This is a genomic window from Fundidesulfovibrio soli (assembly GCF_022808695.1).
In the GTDB taxonomy this organism is placed as follows: Bacteria; Desulfobacterota; Desulfovibrionia; order Desulfovibrionales; family Desulfovibrionaceae; genus Fundidesulfovibrio; species Fundidesulfovibrio soli.
This window is the reverse complement of record NZ_JAKZKW010000005.1, coordinates 112,392-136,066: the sequence shown is the minus strand read 5'-3', so window position 1 is coordinate 136,066 and position 23,675 is coordinate 112,392. Positions and strand designations below refer to the sequence as shown.

Below are 23,675 nucleotides of genomic sequence, written 5' to 3'. Positions count from 1 at the left end.
AAATGAGCTTATGCGAATGAAAAGATTCTAAAGGCTTGATCGGAAGGATAAACAGAGTCACTCTTGCGGTCAACGCAAAGCGGCCACGCGCCAACCAGGCATATTCCTTCGAAAAATCAGCCTGTTGCGGAACAAGGCTGGTCGCCTGCTACGTGAAACTTTGTTCATGGAACAGGTGGGTCGGCCCCCGTTTGCAAAGCCTGGGCTTCGGGCGCATTCCGGCGGAACGCGGGCGCTGGCGGGTCCGATTCCGGCTTTTGCCCGTGCGCCGCACCATTTCGTGCCGTACCGGGCCACATGCCGGTTCGCCGCAGTGCCGAGAGCTTCGGCACCGGGATGTCCTTATTTCTAAAACCAGAGAATCGCATTGCGCACGGACGATCCTGCATTCAGCCTCCCGAATTCGGCTTGCATTCTGGCCCGTGTCGCCTATGAAAGACATGCTGAAAATCGAAGCCACGGAGGAGGCCGCTATGTCCCGTACATGCAAAGCCTTGCCGGCCGTTCTGGCAACGCTTCTGTTCACGCTCATCTCCAACACCGCCCTGGCGGACCAGAAACCCAACATCATCTTCATCATGGGCGACGACATCGGCATCTGGAACATCGGCGCCTACCACCGGGGCATGATGGCGGGCCGCACGCCCAACATCGACAAGCTCGCCGAGCAGGGGGCCATCTTCACGGACTACTACGCCGAGGCCAGCTGCACGGCGGGCCGGGCCAACTTCATCACAGGCGAGCTGCCCATCCGCACGGGGCTGACCACCGTCGGGCAGGCCGGGGCCAAGGTCGGCATGCCCGACCAGGCCCCGACCATCGCCACCGCCCTCAAGGAGCTGGGCTACGCCACCGGGCAGTTCGGCAAGAACCACCTCGGCGACCGCAACGAATATCTGCCCACGCTCCACGGCTTCGACGAGTTCTTCGGCTACCTCTACCACCTCGACGCCATGGAGGACCCCTTCCACCCCAACTACCCCAAGGACCTGCTGGACAAGGTCGGCCCGCGCAACGTGCTGCACACCTTCGCCACGGACAAGGACGACCCCACGGTGGACCCGCGCTGGGGCAAGGTGGGCAAGCAGAAGATCGTGGACATGGGCCCCCTCCCGCCTCATCCGACCGAAGGCATCAAGCTGAACATGGAGACCATGGACGAGGTGATCCTCGAGCGCACCCTCGGCTTCATGGACAACGCCCGCAAGAGCAACAAACCCTTCTTCATCTGGCTCAACCCCACCCGCATGCACGTGGCCACGCACCTGTCCCCCAAATACCAGGGCATGCGGACCGCTGAGAACGGCTGGAGCCTGGAAGAGGCCGGCATGGCCCAGTTCGACGACGTCATCGGCGGGGTGATGAAGAAGCTCGACGAGATGGGCATCGCGGACAACACCATCGTCGTGGTCTCCACCGACAACGGCACCGAGGGATTCACCTGGCCCGACGGCGGCACCACCCCCTTCAAGGGCTGGAAGGGCATGGGCACCGAGGGCGGCTTCCGCGCGCCCTGCGTCATCCGCTGGCCCGGCAAGGTCAAGCCGCACCAGGTCATCAACGAGGTCATGTCCGGGCTGGACTGGTTCCCCACCTTCGCCGCCGCGGCCGGATACTCGGGGGACATCGCCGCCGACCTGAAGAAGGGCAGGACGCTGGCCGGCAAGCAGTACAAGGTCCATCTGGACGGCTACAACCAGGTGGACATGCTGACCAGGGGCGCCAAGTCGGCGCGCAAGGAAGTGTGGTACTTCACCGAGTCGACCCTGGCCGCCGCCCGCATCGGGGACTTCAAGTACACGTTCATCGCCCAGCCGGAGGGCTGGTTCGGCCCGAAGGTGAAGCTGGACTGGCCGGGCATCGTCAACCTGCGCCTCGACCCGTTCGAGAAGATGAGCATCGGCGATTCGCTCTACGCCGCAAACTGGTGGACGTTCGAGTTCTGGCGCTTCGTGTTCGTCCAGCAGGAGGTCGGCAAGCTGGCCCAGACCGCGCTCGACTTCCCGCCCATGCAGGCGGGCGCGAGCTTCAACCTGGAGGCGGTCAAGGAGCAGATCCAGAAGGCCATGGCCAACAGGCAGGGGCAGTGACGAATCGTTAGATGGCCAGGGGATAAGGCAAGCGCGGCGGGGTTCCGGTTGAAGGGGCCTCGCCGTTTTTTATGGCGCTGCGGGGGGCGTCGGCCGGACGCCAGCCCGCTGCAAGACTCAACCCGCGTCTGGCATTCGACGCGGGTTGAGTTTACGCACAGGCAGAATCAATACGCCCGTTGTTGCGCGGCAAACCGTCCTGTGGTTATATAATCACAGGTCCGATAGCGGTTGTGCGGTGCCCCGCGTTCTCGCCCACGCTGAAGCCCGGCTTTGCCGCGGGCTTCACGTTTCGAGAGTGAATCTGTTGTGTTGCCTCGGCGCAAGGCCCATCGATGCGGTTGGATCTCTTCAACGTCTGAATTTTCCGTACCAGCTGCATGCATCTCGTCGTAAGCGGACACAATCTTTTGCAACAGGAGCAAAGCTTCATGAGCGTATTGTCCAAAACGAAACTCTTCTTGTACGTCCTGCTGGCATCCTTAACGGTTCCGTTGAACGCAAGCCAGGCCAAGGAAAACGCCTTCGAGGCCGTATCACTTGGCGTGGAAGCCTACATCTACGGGTACCCGCTGGTAACGATGGAAATGACCAGGCGCGTCATGACCAACATCGAGAAACCCGAAGGCTCGCGCGCTCCGATGGGCCAGTTCGTCCGGATGCGCGAGTACCCTTCGCCGGATTTCCGGGACGTGACCGCTCCCAACGCCGACACGCTCTACACCACCGCCTGGATCGACGTGAGCCAGGAACCCTACGTGCTCACGCTGCCGGACGCCAAGGACCGCTACTACCTCTTCCCCATGCTCGACGGCTGGACGAATGTGTTCCAGGTGCCCGGCAAACGCACCACCGGCACCGGCCCGCAGAAATACGCCATCACCGGCCCCGGCTGGAAAGGCAAGCTGCCTGCGGGCGTGAAGGAGTACAAGTCGCCCACCGGCATCGTCTGGTTGCTCGGGCGCATCTACTGCACCGGAACCCCCGAGGACTATGCGGCCGTGCACAAGATGCAGGACGAGATCTCGCTCGTTCCGCTCAGCTCGTATGGCAAGCCCTACACGCCCCCGGCCGGGAAAGTGGACCCTTCCATCGACATGAAACGCGCCGTGCGCGACCAGGTCAACGCTCTCAGCGCGCACGACTACTTCAATCTGCTGGCGAAACTCATGAAGGACAACCCGCCCGCCCCCGCCGACAAGCCCATGCTCGCAAAGCTGGCCAAACTCGGCATCGCGCCCGGGCAGACCTTCGACGGGAGCAAGCTCAACCCGCTGGCGCGCGAAGCGTTCGCAACCGTCCCGAAGATCGCCAACGACAAGATCATGCTCTGGCTGAAGGAAGGCATCATCGCGGGCGACATGAAGCTTGAACACGGCTGGGTCTTTACGACCAAGACCGGCCTCTACGGCACCAACTACATCCAGCGCGCCCTGATCACTGCCATCGGGCTGGGCGCCAACAGGCCTCAGGATGCTGTCTATCCCACTTCTGAAGGCCCCAATGCCCTTGAGTCCTATAATGGCGGGAAGAACTACGTGATGCATTTCGAGAAGGGCCAGCTCCCTCCCGCGGAGGGATTCTGGTCGCTGACCATGTATGATAAGGACTACTTCTTCGTCAAAAACCCGATCAACCGTCAGAGCATCAGCGCCAGGCAGAATCTGAAGCCGAACGCGGACGGCTCCGTGGACCTCTACATCCAGCATCAAAGCCCCGGAGCGGACAAGGAATCCAACTGGCTTCCGGCGCCGAAGGACACATTCATCCTCATGATGCGGCTCTACTGGCCCAAGGCGACGAAGCCTTCGATCCTCGACGGCTCATGGACCATTCCCGCGGTCAAGGAAGTCAAGTAACCCGGCCTGTTGAAACAACTCCGGCCGGGCCTTCACGCGAAGGCCCGGCCGGAATCGGCCGCCCTGGCCGTTTCGAACACACGGCGGGCGTTGCCAGGCGACCGGCCTCACCACTGGCAATGCTGCGCCTGGGACATTCCGTGCTCATGGCATGGCTCGCCGACTGACGGTCCTCGAAGGCCTTCTGGGACGATGCGTGCTTTCTGCTCCGGGTTCCACTTCCTCGTTTCATAGGCTGCCCCCCTGGGACAGCCGCGAAAACTCAGTCAGCGCAACCGCTCGTCAAACTGGGGGCAGGATGAAAGCACCCGCCCCGGTATCCGCAGAGGAGACAGCCATGATGAGCACCTCCGCCCGAGGCCCACGCCACCGCCGCACCCGGCCTCCGCACAGCAAGCATCAAGACGATCCGCCGTTCACCTATGCCGGCGCGATCTCAGCTTCCCGCGCCGAGATTCTGGACCAGCTGGACGGGAGCGAGAGCAAGACGACGGCGGTTTCCGTCGCCCTCGTCGATGGCGAGCGCATCATCTGGGCTGAGGCTTTCGGCTCCGTCGACCGGCTCCGTGCTGTGGCGCCCACGACGGATACCCTCTTCTGCATTGCCTCCTGCAGCAAGGTGATCGCCGCCGTCGCGGCGATGATCCTGGTGGACCGGGGGGTGGTGGAGCTTGATGCACCGCTGGTCCGTTACATGACCGACTTCCGCATGGCCGACGGCGAACCCTGGCGAGACATCACCGTGCGGATGCTGCTCAACCACTCGTCCGGGCTGCCCGGCGTCCATTTCCCCAACGTCCTCACCGTCATGCCGTGCCCAGGCTATGCCGCCCAAGTTCGGGACATGCTGGCAACCGAGCGCCTCAAGCACGCGCCGGGGGAAATGGCGGCGTACGGCAGCGACGGCTTCCTGCTTGTCGAGCTGCTGGTCACCGCCCTCACCGGCCGACCTTATACCGGGTTCGTCGAGCAGGAGATCCTGGAACCCCTCGGGATGAGCCGCAGCCGCTTCGCCCGGTCCCCCTTTCCCCAGGGCAGCTTCGCCCCCGCCCTGGACGGCGCAGGGCGGCCTGAGCCGCAGGAATATGCCAACATCTATTCCAGCGGTCTCTTTTCGACACCCGGCGACCTGGGGCGGTTTGCGATGATGTTCATCAATGGCGGACGGCTGGGGGACCGCCGAATCCTCTCCGAGGCGGCAGTGGCCGAGATGGGCCGGGACCAGACCGTGAACCTGCCGTTCAACCCGGTCACGGATCACCATGCCCACTTTGGCCTGGGCTGGGACGGCGTCCGCCAGGGAGGGCTCGCGGCGGCCGGGGTGAAGGCGTGGCACAAGGCGGGTGACGCGGACCATTACCACAGCTACTTCATCGTCGCCCCCGACGAGCGCCTCGCGGCCGTGGTCATGGTCACCAACCGCATGGGTATGGGGAGCATTGCCATCCCCCTCGCCGAACGGATGCTGCTCCATGCCTTAGCCGAGCGGAGGAGCATCACCCATGTCCCGGCGCCGCTGGAACCAGCCGATCCTCCAGCCAGCCCGGCGAGTGACGGCGACCTGGCCGCCATTGCCGGAATCTACGCCGGCAGCTACGGCGTGCAGCGGCTGGACGCCCGCGCGGACCGCACGCTGACCCTCTCCAATTTCACCGGCGGCTGCTGGCAAACCGCCCTCGAAGGGCTCAGGCTCCGCCAGGATGGCCGCTTCTCGGCCGACAGCTGCTCCGGCACGTCCTACCGCGGATTTGCGGCAGCGGGCCGCCGTTATCTGGCTGTGCGCATCCCCTTCGGGATGAGGCACTACGCGATGGAGCTTCCCGCCGGTCATGAGCTCCCCCCCGCTCCCCCCCTGTCTGCCCGATGGCAGGCGCGCATCGGCAGACGCTGGCTGGCCGTCAATGAACCTTACAGCGTCTTTCTGGCCCTGGGGCGGCAACCCCCGCTGATCTCCCTGGCAACGGTCCCTGGTTTGGAAGGCTACGTCGCCGTATCGCTCCGCTCGGCGGGATTCGACTTGTTGCAAATCGTCTGTCCGGGAGAGAGCGACCATGTGGCCCGCATGTGTCTCAAAATTCCCATCGACAACGGCTGGGGCCTCAGCGACCTGGTGATCGAGGAGCGGGAGGGGGAGGAATGCCTCTCCTGGTGCGGCACCCGGTATCGCCCGCTGGAGACCGTCCCCACCCTTGAGCCAGGGCGAGGCGCGGTGGCTATCGGTTCCGAAGGGCTGGGCGAGTGGTTCCGGTGGCCGGCGGCTGCCCCTCTCGGCCTGACCGGCGCGCGATCCTGGTACCTGTATGACGCCGGATTCGACCTCAAGGGCTGGGGCATGGGAGAAAAGACAGTCGTGGGCGCAACCGGCGATGGCGCCTACCTGCTGCTGCATGGCGCACCGGGTTCGGAAATCGCACTGACGGCGCAATCATGAGCGTCCTGGGAGAACAGGCTGACGAACTCAGATATCTATCGTCGTCAGAGGGATGGATCGAGCACCCCTCGAGTGGCATACTTCTGGGATGACCTAGCAGGGGTGATGGAGCGTCGCTGGGCTAGCGCAGCCTGGGGGACGATAGGCCTTGCCCACCGATATTGACTTCGAAAAAAGTCGAAGGGGTTAGATCTTGCGATCTAACCCCTTGAAATGTGTAGTGGAGCTGGACGGAATCGAACCGACGACCTCTTGAATACCATGAATGGGTGCCAAAGTGGTAACACCTTGAAATACGGCGAGTTTATCAAAGTGATGTCACACGCCAAGTGGTAAATAACGGCAGAAAGTTATGAAATGTGGTGACATCAGGCCACAAGAACCACATCTCAATTTAAAGACTAAAGTATAAGAAAAAATTAAAAATTTATTTAAAATTGATGCAATGAATATTCTAGTTTTTCAAGAGTGGAAGAAAGCATTCTGAAAAGCCAAGCTCTAACATGGACAAGTATTCAGATGAAAAGTAATCCGTTTTGTCGCAACTATCTTTAGAATACAATTCTCTTGACATTGAGTCAATGATTTTTCTAAATGAAGAAAGACTATCACTTTCCTCGCCGATTTGCAGGTTATAGTTGGCCACAGAATAGCTAAGAAAATTCAGTGTCGAAAACATGAACCTGCACAAATCTGGAAATACGAATCTATCGGGGTACGAGATTAAATGTAGAGACTCATCCAGAAGTGTGATGGAATTTCCTGCGCGATAACTAATAATACTCTTTTCAAAAAATTTGGCAATCGTGCGAAAAGCCTTGCGAACATCCTCTGCGCAAGCATTACGCTCGTGAACAATAGTCGAACGGATTCTATATAAAGACTTAAAAAGGCGCTTCCCCAAACTATAATTCGTATGCCATGCAACATGGAAAACAACAGCAAGCCTTGAAGACAAGGTCTCGGAAATATCAAAATTGCAACCAAAATACTTTTCGATGGTGATCCAAGACTCTAAATATGCGTACTCAAAGAGTCCGCCATTATAAAAAGATACTATGTTATTAGCGGCAGAAAAAATGCAGTTCAAATCGTTGAGCAAAAAAAATGATGACCTGACATTAGCAGGAGCGTGTGAATAATGATGTGAGCGCAGTGGAGGATTCAATGATAACGGTTTTCGTGAGCATAATTCGAAAATAGCTCCAGATTGAGACTCTACAAGCACACTAAATCGATTTAAACTCGAAAAATTCAAATCACTTACACCATGAAACAAATGTGCGTATCCTAAAAAGTTATCAAACCTTTGCCGGAGCCTGCTTAATGAATATTTAGTTAACGCGTAGTTGTAAGCACCTGACAAGAAGTAATTTTTATACTCGCCACGTAACTCAGGAGAAACATCATCAGAGTAGTCTACAATGTTTGCATACACATCGAAGGAAAATTTGATGTATAAATTTCCACCTGCCCTAGCAGTTTCAATGTCATAAGGAAAATATGTATTTTTACAATATTCTGAGTAAAACTCAGCCACGTTACATAAATCATATAGCTCGCAAGAAGAATCGTGGCCAAAAACAGCATTAACTGTAACCTTAGAATTCAATACAGAGGCAAAAAATAAATTTGCAAAATCGAGCCTAGAAACCCCACTGCCTACGAAAGAAGCCGTGCGAATAAAATGATCATAGTTGACGGAATCAAAAAGATCATCAAATTTTCCTATGGCCTTTCTAGTGATAGTAGACCCTCTTTGATATAGGGAAATATCTGCACCACCTAGAGAAGTGCTCCTGGAGAGCTTTAAATCTTTGTCATAAAATAAAGTATTCAGAAAATTATTAAGAATAGAAAATTCACAGGGGTGAAGATCAGATCTGATTAAATTTTTGAGCGACATAATTCAATTCATGAAAATCAAATTATTTGAAAATTTTGAGATGTATTTCAAATAAGAATGACCACAACCCTCGCAATCAATATTAATCACGCGATTGGAGCCAATGGTCAATGGCGAAATGCCTAAAGGTACACAAGATTCAGCTGCAGCGAATATTTTCCCCAAAACATAATCTGAAGAATTAAAAAAATTGAAAATTGAACCTTCGATATTATTGAGAATATTTGCAAAATCATAATCATTTCCGCAGGCAGCCCCACAGAGTATTAAATTGTCGATGTCAAAAAGTGATTTGCTTTTGTCATGCATCGACATGGCATCTAGCACTAGTTTAGCACCCAAAGAGTGTGCTAGGAATGATATTTTAGGCCTAGATTTGTGACCGCAAAACTCTTGCACAAGTAGTGAAGGAAGGAAATTCGAAGCGACTTTTGCGTTCAGCTTTGCTGACTCCCAATGTCTAACTATATTACTATACGCATTTAACAAGGCAAGCGGCCATGAGAAAACATTTAATTTACGTAGCAAAGCAATCGGCGTCAATGCACCCCAAAGAACTTGGGTTATCAAGGTGTCAATGCCTAAAGAATCCCAAGAAAAACCATACACAGCCCCAAGCCAATTTGAACCAGCCAAAACCTCAAGAAAATTTTCAAAATATTTATCACCAACAGATTGGACATTAGAGAGATAGCCATGCACAAGGACTAACGATTTAATGTTGGTATTTTCTGATCGCGGATTTCGAAGTAAATACATGGAAGAGCCTGCTGAAAAATTTGTACCAAAATCAGGAAGACACAGTGTGTTTTCATAAACTTCTCCACAACTGCAGGAATAATGCTTTGACATATTTAGCGGTATCGATGACACTGTATTACACTTGCAACATCTGAGCAGAGCGCCAGGGGCATGCTCATAACAATCCAACACAGCATTATAAATGAAAAAACCATTGCAATAAATGCATTTATACTGAGCTAGTTCGTTTGAGCTTGCATAGCAAATCCCATTCCCGGGGCACTCCAACAAGTACATAATCAGCTAGCCAATATAATTTTGATCATAAAACTCGCACATAGCGTTGTATGACGCTAATGCCTCTGAGGCGCGATGCATTGAATCTTTTAATTCCTTAGGCAACTGAGAAATTACGGCAGGCTCGTTTGAATAAACAGAATCGATAAAGCGCAGGCAAATTGCATCTCTAACCCGGTCGTCAGTAAGTTTAGCGCACAAAGAATTTAATTCTATATCGATAAACGCTGTAAAACCAGATGCATAAAAATTTGGGTAAGATATATAATACTTGAAAGCATTTAAGTCATTCAAAATTTCTTCAAATATTGCTCCAGAAACCGAATCATCATTATTAGATCCCGAGGAAAGATTTCCTTTTCCTGGTCTAATACGAGACCGAATCTTTTTGAAATCCAAGGAATTGTCAACCTCTATGCCAACTATATATGATTCAAAAGCAGATAGATCAGATTCATATTTAGCAAAGTTTTCTCGCTGTTCGTTACCCAAGGGATACAATAAAAATAAATCCATGAGCATTTTGCCGTAGCGCATGAACAAGCACCTAAACGCCACCGCCAATTCTTTAGTGATTGAGATTTTATAATTATTTTCAATTGCCCTTCTAAGATCTATTAAATCATAAAGCTCGCCCTGCCTTCGCGATAAAAGCAAATCAATTTCGTCTCCTAATCTTGATGAAAGCTTATAGGCAATGTTTTCCATTTCTGATAAAACAGTACGGTATACAGCCTGCCGTACAACTTCATTACTTAAACCAGGAGAAGACTTAGCCAATTCAAGTGAAAGCAAAATATTGGTTATGCAAGCCTTCTGCGAAGAAAATTCAGCGAAAAGAGGATTTGACTCTACTAAGTTTATCAGCGCAGAGTGCATAGATTTAGAAACTCTAGCTGTAAACGAATCATCACCTGCCGAGCCGTTCAAGTCACTGAGTAACTTTGCATCGAGTGCGCGTATGACGTTCATCATATGCGCTTTAAGCAGGCTTTTGTAATGAGCTTCATCAGTAAGCGATACAAGTTCAGCGCTTTCGGCGTCCCTAGCTCCATCAATGATAGCAGCGCTAACTTCTGCAACTAGGGTACTTTTTATAGTGTTAAAGTATTGTTTCAAATTTTGAGTTGCTTCATTCAAAACAAAGTTGTTAATCCTTTCAACTGATCGACTTACGCCTAGAATCTCTTCCTTCGAAAAACCAGATTCGTCAGAAAGATAATTAACGAAATGCGCAATTTTGTCTTTACTTCCAACTTGCTCAATTAAATCCTCAGACGCATTTGTATTCAAAATTAAATGGGCACCTGGGGAACCAAAAAAAATTTTATTATCAGGTATTCTCGCCAACTCAAGCCACTGTTGCTTGGCAATGCCTAAATTTGAGCGTAAAACACTTCCCGATCTTATTTTATCAGTTTTCGATAAAAAAACAAACGCCTTATCTGAAATTGAAGAGCCATACACTTTTTCGGTTGCGTATTGAATGATTCTCTTTTCGCTATCCGTTAAACTTGGCCTCTCTATGTCTTGAACAATGATTATTGCATCGCAATCATTCAAGATGTCTTTAGTTTCTTGCTGGTGACGTCTAAGCCCAGAATTTAATCCTGGAACGTCATAAAAGGCCACATCATGAACTTGTATAAGTCTGGAAGTATATAAAGTGACACCTCTGACGGCATATATATATTCTGGGTTTGAAACATACTTAGAAAGCTGATCTTTAATGCTGGACAAGTTAGTAAAGCCATAACGCCAACTGAAATTCGAAGCCTCAGCGAGTTTCAATTGCTCGTGTATGGATTTGTTATAAGTATTAATGTTGTTCAAGTCAGATAGCGCTCGCCTTTGTTCATCTGTTTCAGTCCCAGACTCGCATGTCAGATTCTGCACCATTTCTTCGAAAGACTCACGTGTGTGAAAATTTACACAAAGCGCTTGCTTGTCGTCAGAATCAACAGATATAATATTTGTAGTTGTATATGTACAACGTTCCGGAGCGTACGGCAAAATTTCATCGCCCAGCCAAGCATTTATAAATGTACTTTTGCCAGCCTTCTCCATCCCAACTACTGCAATTTTAAAAAGCCTGTCCTTAATTCTACTTTCAAGAGCATTTAAAGCCTCTGACCATCTAGAATCACTGACTAAATTTGAGTAAGTAGCCTTTTTGGCAGAATAATCACAAAAAAATTGATACAGCAATTTTAGCTTTGCTGTTTCTTTCTCCAGGTCAAGACAAGCTTCACGCCAAGCCTTCATAGAAAGACCCCTCCAGGGAGATTTGCACTAATACCCGGTCAAGCATTCACCCTTAAGCATATCATATGAACCACAAAGTGCATCAAAACTTGTGGCTATCGAAGAAATTAAACACTGCCTTTGCTCAATCTCTAAATTTTCAAACGACTCCCTTTCTCTGACAGCGTCCTGTATAACTGTAGAGATGATAGTATCATATGACGTGTTATGATTGTTTATTTGCTCTTCAAAGGCAGCCACAATGTTATCCAGCAAAATCATGGTCATCTCAAAGCTACTATTTTTAATATATGCAGCGTTTTCATCAAATAGACTCCTGATTGGCGCAATAGTATATTTTGTAATTTCGCTCTCTTTTACCTTATTAACTTCAACTACTTTCTCTCGAGGGAACCATTTGAATATATCTATTGTCCAATAGACTGTTCTTTTTTCTTTCTCCACATAGGGTATAAACATCTTCATCGGCTCAATAACACTCTCTATCAAACACTTCGGCCTGAACTTTGGTATCTTAATGGCTCCATACTTATCAAACGACACTGTTGGCAATGAAGGAAGATTAACGCAATGATCGATCGCCAACAGCCTTATCGATGTAACTGTATTTAAATGATAACACTCAAGACAGGTTGTGACTGCTCTTTTCAGATCTTGGTGAATACTGTCAAGTGCCTGCTCGAAAGAAAAGACAATTGCATATGCAACGTTATTGCGAATTCCATCGTAATACACTAAATACTTATCAAGGTCTGGCTCCCTGCCTCCAATTGTTCCAACATGTCCAGTCAAACCTTCTTCGTATGCCTTTTTCGCGATCGCAGACCCCTGAAGAAACCCCTTAAACACATCAAAATCTGCTTTTGTTTTAATATATGTTTCATGCAAAACAGACTCTTTAAAAATTGACAATAGTTCGTCAAAGTCTAGTGATGAAAATTGTCTTGTCAAAACGTCAATTTGGCTCCTGTATTTACTGTCCAGGCGCTCTGGCAATGCTCCAAATACATATAAATCATTTATGTTCATTCCCCATTTGGCTGCGTGAGCCAAATGAAAACTAGCAACCTCTTCTTTTACTGACTGCGAAAAGCGAAGAGTCGCCGTGTCATCCCTAAGACTTTCTTTTACAGTAGTTTTCAGATTATTTATAAACTGCTTCAATACGCCCTTGTCTTTCTCATAAGCCTGATTAATGCTGGCGCGTAGTTTTTCAAATTTTTCTAAAATTTCTACCTTTGTATGCTCCAAGGTGCTTTTCACGTTATCAAGGGAAATTTGAAATCGAGCAAGGGGCCCTATATTAAGTGTGCCACCATCAATATCATCATAAGCACCGACGCCAACAACAGAGTCGATAAGTCTAAAAAATGAGGGCATGACCAAACCCTCAAAACTATCTCTTAAGTGATTCTGAAGACCCAGATAAAAAGAATTTGCGCCACTATTCTCCTTAACCTGCTCAACAAACAGAACTTTGTCTTCCTGCGACCAGAGTCGAGGATTCCCCTGTAGATTGTCTAAGAAATCAGCTTCAATTAGACAGGCATAACTACCGCGCAAGAACCTAATCGAGTCAATCAACCTGTCATCTCCAGGGTCACCTTTCAATAGTTCTTCACAAATAAGAGCATGGAGAGCTGGCTCTGGCGATATCGCAGTAAACCTAATGTCACTTAACTCAATCTCTTTGTTGTCTTTTCCCTGTGCGAAGACCGACCTTGCCACACTCGTTATAATTTTTTGAAGGCTGTTTTTCGCCTTCACAAGGCGCGAATCACCGCTCTCTTGAGCAGATCCCTTCATATTATTTTTCAAATAAACATCAAACTTCGTAAACACAAACAATATAGAGTCGAGTGACGCACCTAAAAGCTTCACCCGCGAAAGCATTTTTTGCACATTTTGTTTCAACTTCTCCTCATCAGGATCTACAAAATCAATTAAAAAAAGCCAAAGTGACCCATCAACTAAGCTATAGATGTCATCAACAACATTGTGTGCGGCATGAGACCATCCAGGCAAGTCGACAAGTCGCATGTCGATATTTTTCGAAACGACATTAGAAAGAACCTCTTTGACATGCATTGGGTGCTTAACCCGATAAAACCGGTTCCTACCATTTTCCCTGTCATCATTCATGTAAATTTCAAGATTTTTGCAAACATCATCCTGGGAAATATCATGGTACTTGAGGAATGGTGCGCTATTTTCATCAATCTTTAAATCATAATAACATTCAAACTCAGTTGTCTTAGAGTCTACAATCTCTACTATGCCAGCACTCATTTCCCTCGGGTCCGATGGAAGCAACTGCGCCTTTAGCATCATATTGAGGACAGTACTTTTGCCAGAAGAAGTCGTACCCGCGACGGTTAATGTGAGTGGAGGGCAGCTTAGGAATTCGTATATTTTAGACAACTTGCCAGAGTCAGGTGATAAGCCGCTAAAATCAAATTCATCAAAAAAACCGTGCTCCTGACACAGCTTTTCTAGTTCACACCACTTAGCAAGGTTGTCTTCTAAAAGCATTTTGACTTTTTCTAAGAGCATACTTCCAACCTTCCTCTCTTTTACAATCACAACCAAATACTATGAAATATTTGTATCCCGCCCAACCAAGTGCAATCATTATTTTTTTATTTTTATTTTCCACATGGTGCAGCCCATGTCAACCATGTTCCCCTAAATATCCGAATGTCTCCCCCCGTGCATGGCTATCTGGTCGTTGTCTGACGCCCTACGAGACGTCCTCCTTGGCTCCTACGTACTCGGCCACGGGGCTTACCGCACTGGCTCCATGTGCCTCCTTAAAATCGTCGGAGGCCTTGGACTTCTTTTTGCGCGCCATAATGTTACCGGTGCCCAGGTAGAAGCAAAACGCCCTCGACTGCTGGTCATAATCCAACTCACAGGTCGTAGTCGTACCCAGGACGAACCCAGGCAAATTCTCCCGGCTTCAAGCCATGCTTTCCGAGTACCTGATGACATTCTAGTTTTTATCCCCAAGGGAGCGAATTGGAATGACCTGATCGGCACTTTTCGGACCAGCTGAAACTTGAGGAGGTGGCTCCCGACGAAGAAGAGGGAGCCATGCGGAAGACACGCTTTTCAGAAGAGCAGATGGTGAGCATCCTGCGTGAGGCTGACCGCGACCTGGTGGCGCAGGTGGCCAAGCGGCACGGCATCAGCGAGCAGACCATTTTCACGTGGCGGCAACGCTTCAACGGCATGAACGCTGATGATGTGAAAAAGCTCCGCCAGTTGGAGCAGGAGAACGCAGGCTGAAGAAACTCCTGGTCGAGCGTGACCTCGAAATCGAGGTGATGAAGAAGATCACGGCAAAACAATGGTAGGCGCACCAGCCTGCCGCCAGCAGGTGACGTTCGCGACAAAACTCGGGTTGTCACCACACAGAGAGGGGCGCTGTTGCCTACCTCACGCTCGATCTTGGACTACGCATCGCGCTGGAAGCCCGTGACGGCCCCTCATCGAGGTTATTACCGGCTTGATGAACCTGTATCCCTGGAACGGCTACCGTCGCCACAAATGACAACCTATGTCGCCCCTATGTCCCCACAGGCCAAAAGGGCCGGGAGTCACCCCCCGGCCCTGCTGCCCTCACTTCCGCTTACTGCAACTGCTCGCCAGCCTCGACACTGACGATATCCACCTCTTCGCCCTCCTTGCTCTCCGCATCCGGTGCGGGCACCTTCTTCCGCGAGTTAGCAAGACCCCGGCTCCTCAGGAAATAAAACACACCCTCGGTCTCGTCCTTGAGGAGCGGAAAGCTCATCGTCTCTTCGACCTTAAACTTGTCCAACTCAGACAAGAACGACCCGATTGAAGCTGAATAGCCCGTGATCTGGCCATCATCTTTTTTGAGTTCCCGGAACGAAACGGTATCCGCCTCATCATCGGCTTCCTCAACGAACCTGAAGCCGATCCTGTCCGGGTTCTCGTCGTCAGCGATCATCTCGATCTTACCACCGGTGAACCCGAACTGCCTCATGGCCCCCTTGCCCACGGACAAAATCCCGCCCTTGGAAATGCTCACGCGACATTCCGAAGCGCGATCGAAAGAGCCTTTCTTGATCTTTACCCATGCCATAGAGATATCCCCCTAAACGCTAGTAATGTTGGGGAGGAGGCCCACTGCACGGGTCTTCTCAATTTTCTGGGTATGGTAGTAGGAATCCGTGGTCATCTTAATTGTGCTGTGGCCCATGAGCTTGCTCACGGCGGCCAAATCCGCGCCATTGTTCAGAAGCGTTGTGCAGTACAGGTGGCGCACGTCATAGAATCGGACCGGATACTCAATCCGTGCCTTCTCGCAGGCCGACCGGAACGACCGGCGCAGGGATTTTACCGCTTTCCCTTTGTACTCCACGACGGAGCTGGAAGCGGATTCGGCCATCTTCCCTCGAAGCCTTTCAAGGAACTCAGCCTTGATAGGAATTATCCGGTGAGTCCTGGTCTTAGGGGCAAATACCTTGATCTCTCCCTGGCCGAAGTCGACCTGCCTCCATTGGAGTGCAAGCAGTTCGCTTTCTCCGGTGCGGACACCGAGATTGAATGATACCTCCAGTGCCCATGCAAGATGCGGCTCTGCGTGCTGGATGATCCGGCCCAGATCGTTCACGGAGAGCTGGACGTCCCGCTTGGCTTCCTTCGGTTTCTTCCAGTTCGCCATGGGATTTTCGCTGATCAGCTTGTGCGCCACGCCGAAATTGAAGATGGCGTTGATGTAGTCCATGTACCGGTTCCGGGTCGATTGAGCCCTCCCGGAAAACTCTCCAGCAAACGTAAGCAGGTGCTCAAAGGTCAGCTCCGCAACCGGCCTGTCCGGCATCAATGGGACGAACACGTTGTTCAGGAGCGTGACCATGTTCTTGATGTGGTTTTCGGAGCGGCCAGTTGCCCGTAAGTTATCAACGTACAGTTGGCCCAGTTCATTAAAAAACAGTCCCTGGCGGTGGCGCTTCTGGGACAGATCCTCGCCGCGCTTCTTGGCCAGTTTGATTTCGGACTCGTACAGTTCAGCCTTGAGCTTCGCCTCAGGACCGATACCGAAGTGTTTCTGCTTCTGGGCACCGTTCTCGCGCCAGCGAACGAACCAGGAGTTTCCCTTTTGACGTATCATGGTCCATCTCCCTTAGATGATAGCTTTTCTGGGACGGCGTATGGTCACCGACTCTTCCAGAAAAATCACGGGATTGGACATGAACGCCTCCAGGTCTTCCTTGCGGAAACGGTTGCGCTTAGGGCCGTAGGTCGGCAGGAGATACTTCTTTGACAGGTCGCGGAAGGTGCGGGGCGCGAAGCTCAGGTACTCAGCAGCTTGGGCTTGGGTCAGGAAAGCGGGAGCTGGGGACATATCCACCTCGAATGAGGTTGAATATGCAATAGGCGGTTCTAATACAAACCACTATGGCTAATCCGGGCAGGGAATGTTTATGCGCCCTCCATGGAAATGTAAAGCCCCTCCGCGAAAAAAGGGGCCGGATGGCCCCTGATGATCAGATGATGTTGAGCAAGATCTCCTCGACCTCCTCTTCCTGGATGCCGAGGTACCGGCGGGTGATGGAGGGGCTCGAGTGGTTCAACCGTTTGGCGAGGACCTCCCAGGAAACACCGTAGGTCTTCCTTTGATGGAAGCACCAGGTCTTACGGAGCGTATGCGCACCGAAGTTGCCTTTCAGGTTCAGCGCGGCCGCCCAGGTTTTCACGTATTTGGTCACGGCGAAGGTAGTCAGCGGATAGTTCTTTCCCTTGCGGGATTTGAACAGGTAATGCTCCGGTTCTGCCGGGGTTGTACCCAAGTAGGCATCGGCAGCAGCCTTGATCTCATGGTTGATGATCAAGACGTTCTCCTTGCCCGTCTTCTTCTCTCTTAGCGAAATGCGCGACCCGATCTTGACGTCCTGGATGTCTCGCACCCGAAGTTCAAGAAGATCCTGTGCTCGCAGTCCTGAGTTAATTCCCATGATGAAGAGCAGAAAATCCCGAGGATTGTCCTTGAGCATCCGCTTGATGCTCTTGATGTCTTTCAGTTCAATGAACGGTTCGACTTTCATCACAACCTCCAATGCATGTTTACAATTGGAAAAGCCCCGGAAACTGACATTGAAAACGTCAGCTCCAGGGGCTCCTGCCAGAGAACACCTGGTAACTCGTTAAAATCAATAGGCTTAGCCCAAGATATGCCTGGAAAGTACGTTTCTAGTACAAAACGTACTTTCCTATTGTGATGATTTCTCTATGTAGTTGCACAATATTCAAACTCTGCTCGCCATCAAAAACAAAAAGAGGGCCTCGTTTTTCAACGAGACCCACAACGTTCCAATTGCATCATTACATGCGCAAGACTATGTGGTCGGATTCGATGTTCACAACGAACTCGTCTCCCTCGACAACGTCACGTCCGTCGAACTTCACGCCGCTCAGGTTGATACAGAGGACTCCATTCTTCTTGACCTTTGGTCTTGAAGAGGACTTCATGTATAAACCTCGAACTTCGTAGTATTGCTTATCATCGCTGATAAGCTTGAGAACGTGTTGCCTCAAAGTCTGCTTGTGCCGAATGTTCAGCTTCTCCATGATCTCAGTGGCACTGTCGCCAGCGTTGATGAGTTCACGAAGAACTCTGGCATTGTACCTGGATTCAGGGATGCCGGATGAACCTTCACTTCCGTCTTGGTTCTTCTTCTTTGCCATAACATTCTCCATGTAATGATGTTTGGTAATTGATCACCATATTTCTCTATAATTGCGTCGAAAATACATTATTAGCCGCAAAAACAGCAAAAAAAACGCGCAAAAAACGACGATTTCATCAGAATTGAGCCCACTCACGGTCCTCAAATTCAGTCTTTGGGCCATATTTGCCCCCTCCTGGGTCCAAGGTCACGGGGGAAGGGAAACCCTGGCTCGGTCCAGTTGGGAGCGGTAGGGGGCCGTTTTGGGGAAGGGCTCCCCCCGGGATGGGAATTGGGCGGTGGGGATCTCTGCCGGTGCCTCCAGGGCGAGATGGATCCACGCAAAAAAAGGAGGCCAGCCGCAGATGCGGTCAGCCTCCTGAGATACAGGCCCTCAAAGCACCCAGCTAGGCCAGAATAGATGTTCTGACCCGACTGGGTGCTTCAAGATAGGGTCGAAGAACCTGTCACCAGTCTCAGCGCCCGTCTCCACCGGATGTTCGGTTTTCCCGAATCCGGCGAAATCGTAAAATGTGCTTAATGATTATTGTTAATTTTGTTTGTTGTTATTGAATTGCAATATTGATTGATTCTTGCGCGGCAAAATCTCTCAATATATCTCCTTGCACACTTTACGATGTTTCCTTACGAAACGCAGCCGTGATAATCATTGAACCCTCTTCCAGAAGAGCTCCCAAATGGTTTGCACGCGGAACTGATATATCACTTCCCTTCGTTCTTTGTCATCGTTCTTCAGAAACATCCTGCTCCTAATCGCATACACACGTGTCGTATATTGAACTTCTGCTTGCTATGAGCATCGCTCTACGCGTGCGCCACCTTGGCTTCACAATCTACCTAAGCAGAATGTTACGGGCTGTCTCGCAGGTCTCAGCCAATTCCCCTGGCCTGTTTGCGCAGTACCAAGTAGGCTCATCTTCAGAATATTGATTCGATGGAAACGATCAGTTATTATTACATCTAAAGACTACAGTATTTTTTGACCTCGCAATCTTAAAGACTACGTCCACAAAGCAGTGGCATTTGACGTTGACAAATATTAAGGCCCCCATAGCAATTGAACCTGTATTATTGAAAATATATTCTTGAAAGATTTGTTAAGCAAAATCAAGATTGTATGGTATTATAATTTGTCTATATAACCTGAGAATATACAGCCATGATAGACTTGGCAAGACTAACAAAATTATTGCTATCAAAACATGGAAATCCGAGCCATACAAATTTCGTCTGAATTTTTGATAACTACATAAATATTGATCAAGTCGTCAGATTGAACTCGTTCGTAGTATTGTATCCAGATTAGTTGTCCTAGTAGTCAGAGTCAAACAATAGAACCACTCTTCAAGATTAAATTGTTAGAATCCATAACATTACGTGGAGTGTTAACATAGAATTTCATTTTTACAGGGTGGACGGTGAAGGGTGAAGGGTGAAGGGTTGAATTTTATATTATATATTTATTTTGAATAAAATAATAAATCCCATTGTTCATCCTTCACCCTCCACCTCGTAAATTTATTTACATATTTCAATATGTTAGACACTTAAACTGGGTGAAGGGTGGTAACCCACACCGGTCCACTGGCATCCCAGAGGGGGGGGGAGAAGGCTCCCCCCATGGGACAGCATAAGGCTTCAGATGGTCACTCACATTGCGAAGCCAGGATAACCATCAAAAGTCGATCCCGTCAGAACCGAACGACGCATCAATTTCTGCACGCCTTTCCTCTTCGGTCATCAGTGCAAGACGGAGGCTCTCTTCAGCCTCAGCAAGCTGACCCCGAAGGTCCTGCACGTTCTTCTGATGAGCAATCTCAGCTTCAGCGAGCTTCCTCTCCGCCTCTTCCCTGTCATATGTATCAGTGCTGAGGTGCCTTCCGCAGAAACGAAACACAAATGGACTTGAAATCGGCACGTTCTCGCCCTTATCGTAGCAGGCCTGTTTGCGGCCATCGTAGTACATACACCCCTTGCACATCACTCCGCCATTTTCAGCGGTAGGGGTGTTATCTGGTACCGCTGTGCCCGTGGGTAAAGGCTCATCGCTCCCGGACCCCGGATGAGTCTGTTGGGCATAGGTAGTCTGAACCTCCTCGTAGCTCCAGACGTCATCAGTGGTTGGACGTTCGCGAGTGGACACGACAGCAAAGGGGGCCATTGGGACATGGTTCCGACCCAACGATGCTTCAAAGCTAAGGCCGTCGACGAAGAAGGCATCCAGGACCGCCGAAGACACCTCAGGACCGAATGGGGCCGGTGGGACGTAGTCAGGCGATTCAGGCGATTCCCAAGGCATCGGCGCGGGGGGGCATGTGACCTCGCCCGTGACCGGGTTTACAATCTCGAGCCTTTGAGGCTGTTGGGCATCACCCTCGCCGGTCTCGGTTGCCTCGATATTATCGGCCTCTGGCGCTGGCGGTACATATTCAACAGTATAACGCCTGCCCTTCTTGGAGTTCTTGGTCTCCAGGAAGACATCCCACTCTGCGAGTTCATCCTTTACGCGGGAGATGGCCTTGCCGAGCTGGTCTGCACTCTCCGGCCATTTCGTGCGGCCCGAGATGCTGCGGGGTTTGTACCTACCTAATGCGGAGAGCAGATCCGCGCTGCCCCCAGAGAAGCGTACCCCAGACTTCGCCAATGCCATGAACGCCGCGACAACGGGGTCAGCGTTGGCCCGAGCTTGTTGAGTAGGACCCTGCTTCGAAGCACGTATCGCGTCGACATACCGTTGACCGCCATAGCCCAATATTTCCGCAATCGCAGCACCGTAGCGGGCAAAGTCCGTAAAGCGGGGAAGGTTCTTCACCGTCACTTTCGTAAGCATTTTCTTGGCCTCGACCAAGATATCAAGCATGCCCCCCAAAATCTTCGGACGATCCAGCTCGAACATGGCCTCAAGGCATTCCCCTGAACCCTCTTCGAAGACCTGCACGCGATTCATATCCACAATAATTGAGCGATCAAGGAAATCGCGGGCCAGCGTCGGCAACTCCATGGCGGTGATGACTACCCCCCTCCTGTAGTGCAAGCGGTAGACTCCGGCGTTGGTATAGTGAGCCCGGAACTGTACGCCTCCTCCTGAGAACGCTGCACAGTAGAAGTCACTCACGAATTTCGGAAGGTATGTGAGATTGTCCAGGACAGGCATCGCATTATCGTTGAGCAGCAGAGCAAGTTCACGCTTATCCGCCTTTGCGTCGTTGACCTCAGGACATGCAGGGTCCATCAGCTTCCGAAAGCGTTTGGCCACGGTAGATTTACCTGACCCTTCATTGCCGATGAACTGAATGATGGGACGTTCGAGGTTGACCATCATCAGCAGTGGCATGCTGGGTAAGGTGAGCAACTTACCATCCTCGTCGAGATTCAAGTAGTCCAGGATTTGCAGGTAATTTCCAGAAGGTGAAGGCGCGGCGATCTCGAGTCCGCCATCGAGGCGGAGGAAGTTGACACGTGGGGTAGTAGTGAGCGTCCATCCAGTGGGGGAGATCTCTGCCACCATACCAAGACTGTTTCTGAGGTCCAGCATGTGGACATTGTTCAACACGCCGAAGCGAAGGAACACGTCTTCAGGGGGATTCGCTTTACCCAGGTAGGTGGCGATCCGTATTGCAGACTTGACCGATGTGGGGGCTGGGAATTCCGACGTTGCAGCATACAGCTCGGCGTTGAGAAAATTCTCAAATTGTTCGCCGTTAACGTCCATGAACGCTGTTGCATTATGAACAGACGCTTTCGCGTAGACCATTCCAGACCTATCCGGGAAAAGCTTGATACCCTTCATGATTGTATCAAACGCTTGCGATGTTGAAGTTTTTCTGGCCATGGTATGCTCCAAAAGGGGGAGGCGTTGGCCTCCCCCTGGTTTCCTAATTATTTAATGGGGTGAGAATAGTTATAACAAATCTCAAGATCGCCGTTCTCATCGAGGGTAGTGCCAGATGGAACAAGCTTGTGGGCTTCTACGTACTCGACGACATCAGAGACCAAGACGGCCGTTTGGCCAGCAAACAAATAATGTGGGAGTCCGTTGCAACGGATAATGGTATGTATAATGTCCACGGGGATGCCGTGGACGTGGTCGACTTCGGAGAGGACAGCGTACATGGTTAGCCCTTGATGGACCCAGCATTAGTCTCGACCGTCTTGCCGAGTCCTTCCTCCAACGCATTGCCGTAGTCCATCGCGGAAACGACCTTGGAGACCATAACTGCCATGCGCGTTTCGATGCACTCCTGGAGATCCTGGATGACAAGGACGTCTTCCATGATGGACTTCATCTGGTTGTTACTCGCGCCTGCAATTGCCCGAAACACGCGAGCATCATTAGTAAGCTTGCCCAAATCTGGGTTCTTAACCGATAACATTTTCATGGTGATCACTCCTGTTAGAAGGTTATTCGTACTGTGCTCCTGCCTCATCATCGATCAAACGGAAGAACCGCATTCCTCAGGCCGTCTACGGGAACTGGTGCCAGAGCTTTCCCTGGAGCATCTTTCCACGTGTCTTGTTGCCACGGCCGCCCCATTGCTTGAAGAAGAACGGGATGCCTGCGCTGACAACGCGATCACGGATGTCCAGCACCCAGGGCTCAAGCATCGGCCTTGCTCCGGGTCCGGTTTCTCCGCCAACGATCACCCAGTCCAAGCCAGCGACATCAAGACTTGGCAAGGGACCCAGCAAGGGTTCAAGTGAAACGAATTTGACCGCTGCCGCAGTCTGCTTCAGCAAGTCGGCACGGAAGGTGTAGTCGTCGGCCTCAATCGTGACCCCCATCCAAACATTTGGGTGCCAAGTAAGTTGAGGAGCCAATTCCACCAAGCGCTCCGCGCGTTTCGTCAGGATCTGGAATGTTATCGCTGGCACCTGCCCCATGACTTCAAATACCTGGGTGATGAACGACAGCGAGACATCCTTATGGAAGAGGTCGCTCATGCTGTTTACAAACATGCGCCTTACGTGGCTCCTCTGCGGTTTCGAGAGAACCTCGGGGTGGCAGGTCACTTCAAAACCGTTCCGGTACTTCCCATTCTGGTTTGCCATGCCTCTCAAACGCGGGGCCATACGCTCCGCGTAGCAGTTGTCACACCCGGCACTGTGCTTCGTGCATCCTGTGACGGGGTTCCAGGTATCATCAGTCCACGAAATCTTTGTAGCCATCGGCTAGCTCCTGTTCTCATTATGTTTTTAGGCGCGACCCACAGTGGATCGTGCCACATGCCTCATGTCGACGTGTAGGGAGAATGATTTCTCCTCGGTGAAGGAATTCCAGCTTCCGCTTGTCAGGTGTGGAAGCCGCACAGAGGGTGTTGGGGACACTTCTTCTGGTTGAGAAGTAAAACAGCGACAAGCGCAAGCGTA

16 protein-coding genes and 1 pseudogene are annotated in these 23,675 nt (G+C 51.0%); 4 read left to right on the top strand and 13 right to left on the bottom strand.

Features of this window, described 5'->3' with window-relative positions:
* Positions 1-473: 473 nt before the first annotated feature.
* Together MLE18_RS07595 and MLE18_RS07590 are read left to right on the top strand one after the other, a co-directional pair.
* Entirely contained in the window at positions 474-2,090 is a 1,617-nt protein-coding gene (locus MLE18_RS07595) for an arylsulfatase (protein WP_243438189.1), read from the top strand.
* 431 nt (positions 2,091-2,521) lie between these two features.
* Complete coding sequence (locus MLE18_RS07590; protein WP_243438188.1) at positions 2,522-3,949, top strand: DUF1254 domain-containing protein; 1,428 nt, start codon at positions 2,522-2,524, stop codon at positions 3,947-3,949.
* A 107-nt stretch (positions 3,950-4,056) separates the two neighbouring features.
* Here the strand turns inward: MLE18_RS07590 and MLE18_RS18180 are convergent, their stop codons facing one another.
* On the bottom strand, positions 4,057-4,215 hold the full coding sequence (locus tag MLE18_RS18180) for a transposase (RefSeq protein ID WP_419714888.1): 159 nt from the start codon (positions 4,213-4,215) through the stop codon (positions 4,057-4,059).
* Between the two features lie 71 nt (positions 4,216-4,286).
* Between MLE18_RS18180 and MLE18_RS07585 the strand changes: the two genes are divergently transcribed.
* A complete protein-coding gene (locus tag MLE18_RS07585; RefSeq protein ID WP_243438187.1) occupies positions 4,287-6,380 on the top strand; it encodes a serine hydrolase domain-containing protein in 2,094 nt (697 codons plus the stop codon).
* Between the two features lie 454 nt (positions 6,381-6,834).
* Here the strand turns inward: MLE18_RS07585 and MLE18_RS07580 are convergent, their stop codons facing one another.
* From MLE18_RS07580 to MLE18_RS07565, 4 genes are all read right to left on the bottom strand, one after another.
* Positions 6,835-8,286: a hypothetical protein gene (locus tag MLE18_RS07580; RefSeq protein ID WP_243438186.1), complete on the bottom strand. Its 1,452-nt coding sequence runs from the start codon at positions 8,284-8,286 to the stop codon at positions 6,835-6,837.
* Positions 8,287-8,289: 3 nt separating this feature from the next.
* A complete protein-coding gene (locus MLE18_RS07575; protein ID WP_243438185.1) occupies positions 8,290-9,138 on the bottom strand; it encodes a DUF726 domain-containing protein in 849 nt (282 codons plus the stop codon).
* 192 nt (positions 9,139-9,330) lie between these two features.
* Positions 9,331-11,589 carry a dynamin family protein gene (locus tag MLE18_RS07570; RefSeq protein WP_243438184.1) on the bottom strand — a complete coding sequence of 753 codons (2,259 nt, stop codon included), beginning with the start codon at positions 11,587-11,589 and terminating at the stop codon, positions 9,331-9,333.
* Positions 11,590-11,616: 27 nt separating this feature from the next.
* Positions 11,617-14,142 carry a dynamin family protein gene (locus tag MLE18_RS07565; protein ID WP_243438183.1) on the bottom strand — a complete coding sequence of 842 codons (2,526 nt, stop codon included), beginning with the start codon at positions 14,140-14,142 and terminating at the stop codon, positions 11,617-11,619.
* A 540-nt stretch (positions 14,143-14,682) separates the two neighbouring features.
* Here MLE18_RS07565 and MLE18_RS07560 point away from each other — a divergent pair.
* A pseudogene (locus tag MLE18_RS07560) lies at positions 14,683-15,133 on the top strand (transposase); the annotation flags it as partial.
* Between the two features lie 87 nt (positions 15,134-15,220).
* Here MLE18_RS07560 and MLE18_RS07555 read toward each other — a convergent pair.
* The 8 genes from MLE18_RS07555 to MLE18_RS07520 all read right to left on the bottom strand — a co-directional run bounded on the left by MLE18_RS07555 (position 15,221) and on the right by MLE18_RS07520 (position 23,474).
* Positions 15,221-15,646 carry a hypothetical protein gene (locus MLE18_RS07555; protein ID WP_243438182.1) on the bottom strand — a complete coding sequence of 142 codons (426 nt, stop codon included), beginning with the start codon at positions 15,644-15,646 and terminating at the stop codon, positions 15,221-15,223.
* A gap of 66 nt (positions 15,647-15,712) precedes the next feature.
* A complete protein-coding gene (locus tag MLE18_RS07550) occupies positions 15,713-16,732 on the bottom strand; it encodes a tyrosine-type recombinase/integrase (protein ID WP_243438181.1) in 1,020 nt (339 codons plus the stop codon).
* A gap of 12 nt (positions 16,733-16,744) precedes the next feature.
* Positions 16,745-16,966, bottom strand: a complete 222-nt coding sequence (locus MLE18_RS07545) for a helix-turn-helix domain-containing protein (RefSeq protein ID WP_243438180.1) — start codon at positions 16,964-16,966, stop codon at positions 16,745-16,747.
* 142 nt (positions 16,967-17,108) lie between these two features.
* Positions 17,109-17,666, bottom strand: coding sequence for a tyrosine-type recombinase/integrase (locus MLE18_RS07540; protein ID WP_243438179.1), 558 nt, complete (start codon positions 17,664-17,666; stop codon positions 17,109-17,111).
* A 277-nt stretch (positions 17,667-17,943) separates the two neighbouring features.
* A complete protein-coding gene (locus tag MLE18_RS07535) occupies positions 17,944-18,306 on the bottom strand; it encodes a hypothetical protein (protein ID WP_243438178.1) in 363 nt (120 codons plus the stop codon).
* Between the two features lie 1,677 nt (positions 18,307-19,983).
* Positions 19,984-22,140 carry a hypothetical protein gene (locus tag MLE18_RS07530; RefSeq protein ID WP_243438177.1) on the bottom strand — a complete coding sequence of 719 codons (2,157 nt, stop codon included), beginning with the start codon at positions 22,138-22,140 and terminating at the stop codon, positions 19,984-19,986.
* Positions 22,141-22,423: 283 nt separating this feature from the next.
* Complete coding sequence (locus tag MLE18_RS07525; protein WP_243438176.1) at positions 22,424-22,687, bottom strand: hypothetical protein; 264 nt, start codon at positions 22,685-22,687, stop codon at positions 22,424-22,426.
* A gap of 85 nt (positions 22,688-22,772) precedes the next feature.
* Positions 22,773-23,474 (bottom strand): DUF5131 family protein, encoded by a 702-nt coding sequence (locus tag MLE18_RS07520; RefSeq protein WP_243438175.1) that lies wholly within the window; start codon positions 23,472-23,474, stop codon positions 22,773-22,775.
* Positions 23,475-23,675: the final 201 nt, after the last annotated feature.

Bases quoted from the DNA above. Each gene is read 5' to 3' on its own strand.
- MLE18_RS07595 (WP_243438189.1), top strand. From the start codon at position 474: ATGTCCCGTACATGCAAAGCCTTGCCGGCCGTTCTGGCAACGCTTCTG.
- MLE18_RS07590 (WP_243438188.1), top strand. From the start codon at position 2,522: ATGAGCGTATTGTCCAAAACGAAACTCTTCTTGTACGTCCTGCTGGCA.
- MLE18_RS07585 (WP_243438187.1), top strand. From the start codon at position 4,287: ATGATGAGCACCTCCGCCCGAGGCCCACGCCACCGCCGCACCCGGCCT.
- MLE18_RS07580 (WP_243438186.1), bottom strand. From the start codon at position 8,286: ATGTCGCTCAAAAATTTAATCAGATCTGATCTTCACCCCTGTGAATTT.
- MLE18_RS07575 (WP_243438185.1), bottom strand. From the start codon at position 9,138: ATGTCAAAGCATTATTCCTGCAGTTGTGGAGAAGTTTATGAAAACACA.
- MLE18_RS07570 (WP_243438184.1), bottom strand. From the start codon at position 11,589: ATGAAGGCTTGGCGTGAAGCTTGTCTTGACCTGGAGAAAGAAACAGCA.
- MLE18_RS07565 (WP_243438183.1), bottom strand. From the start codon at position 14,142: ATGCTCTTAGAAAAAGTCAAAATGCTTTTAGAAGACAACCTTGCTAAG.
- MLE18_RS07550 (WP_243438181.1), bottom strand. From the start codon at position 16,732: ATGATACGTCAAAAGGGAAACTCCTGGTTCGTTCGCTGGCGCGAGAAC.
- MLE18_RS07545 (WP_243438180.1), bottom strand. From the start codon at position 16,966: ATGTCCCCAGCTCCCGCTTTCCTGACCCAAGCCCAAGCTGCTGAGTAC.
- MLE18_RS07540 (WP_243438179.1), bottom strand. From the start codon at position 17,666: ATGAAAGTCGAACCGTTCATTGAACTGAAAGACATCAAGAGCATCAAG.
- MLE18_RS07535 (WP_243438178.1), bottom strand. From the start codon at position 18,306: ATGGCAAAGAAGAAGAACCAAGACGGAAGTGAAGGTTCATCCGGCATC.
- MLE18_RS07530 (WP_243438177.1), bottom strand. From the start codon at position 22,140: ATGGCCAGAAAAACTTCAACATCGCAAGCGTTTGATACAATCATGAAG.
- MLE18_RS07525 (WP_243438176.1), bottom strand. From the start codon at position 22,687: ATGAAAATGTTATCGGTTAAGAACCCAGATTTGGGCAAGCTTACTAAT.
- MLE18_RS07520 (WP_243438175.1), bottom strand. From the start codon at position 23,474: ATGGCTACAAAGATTTCGTGGACTGATGATACCTGGAACCCCGTCACA.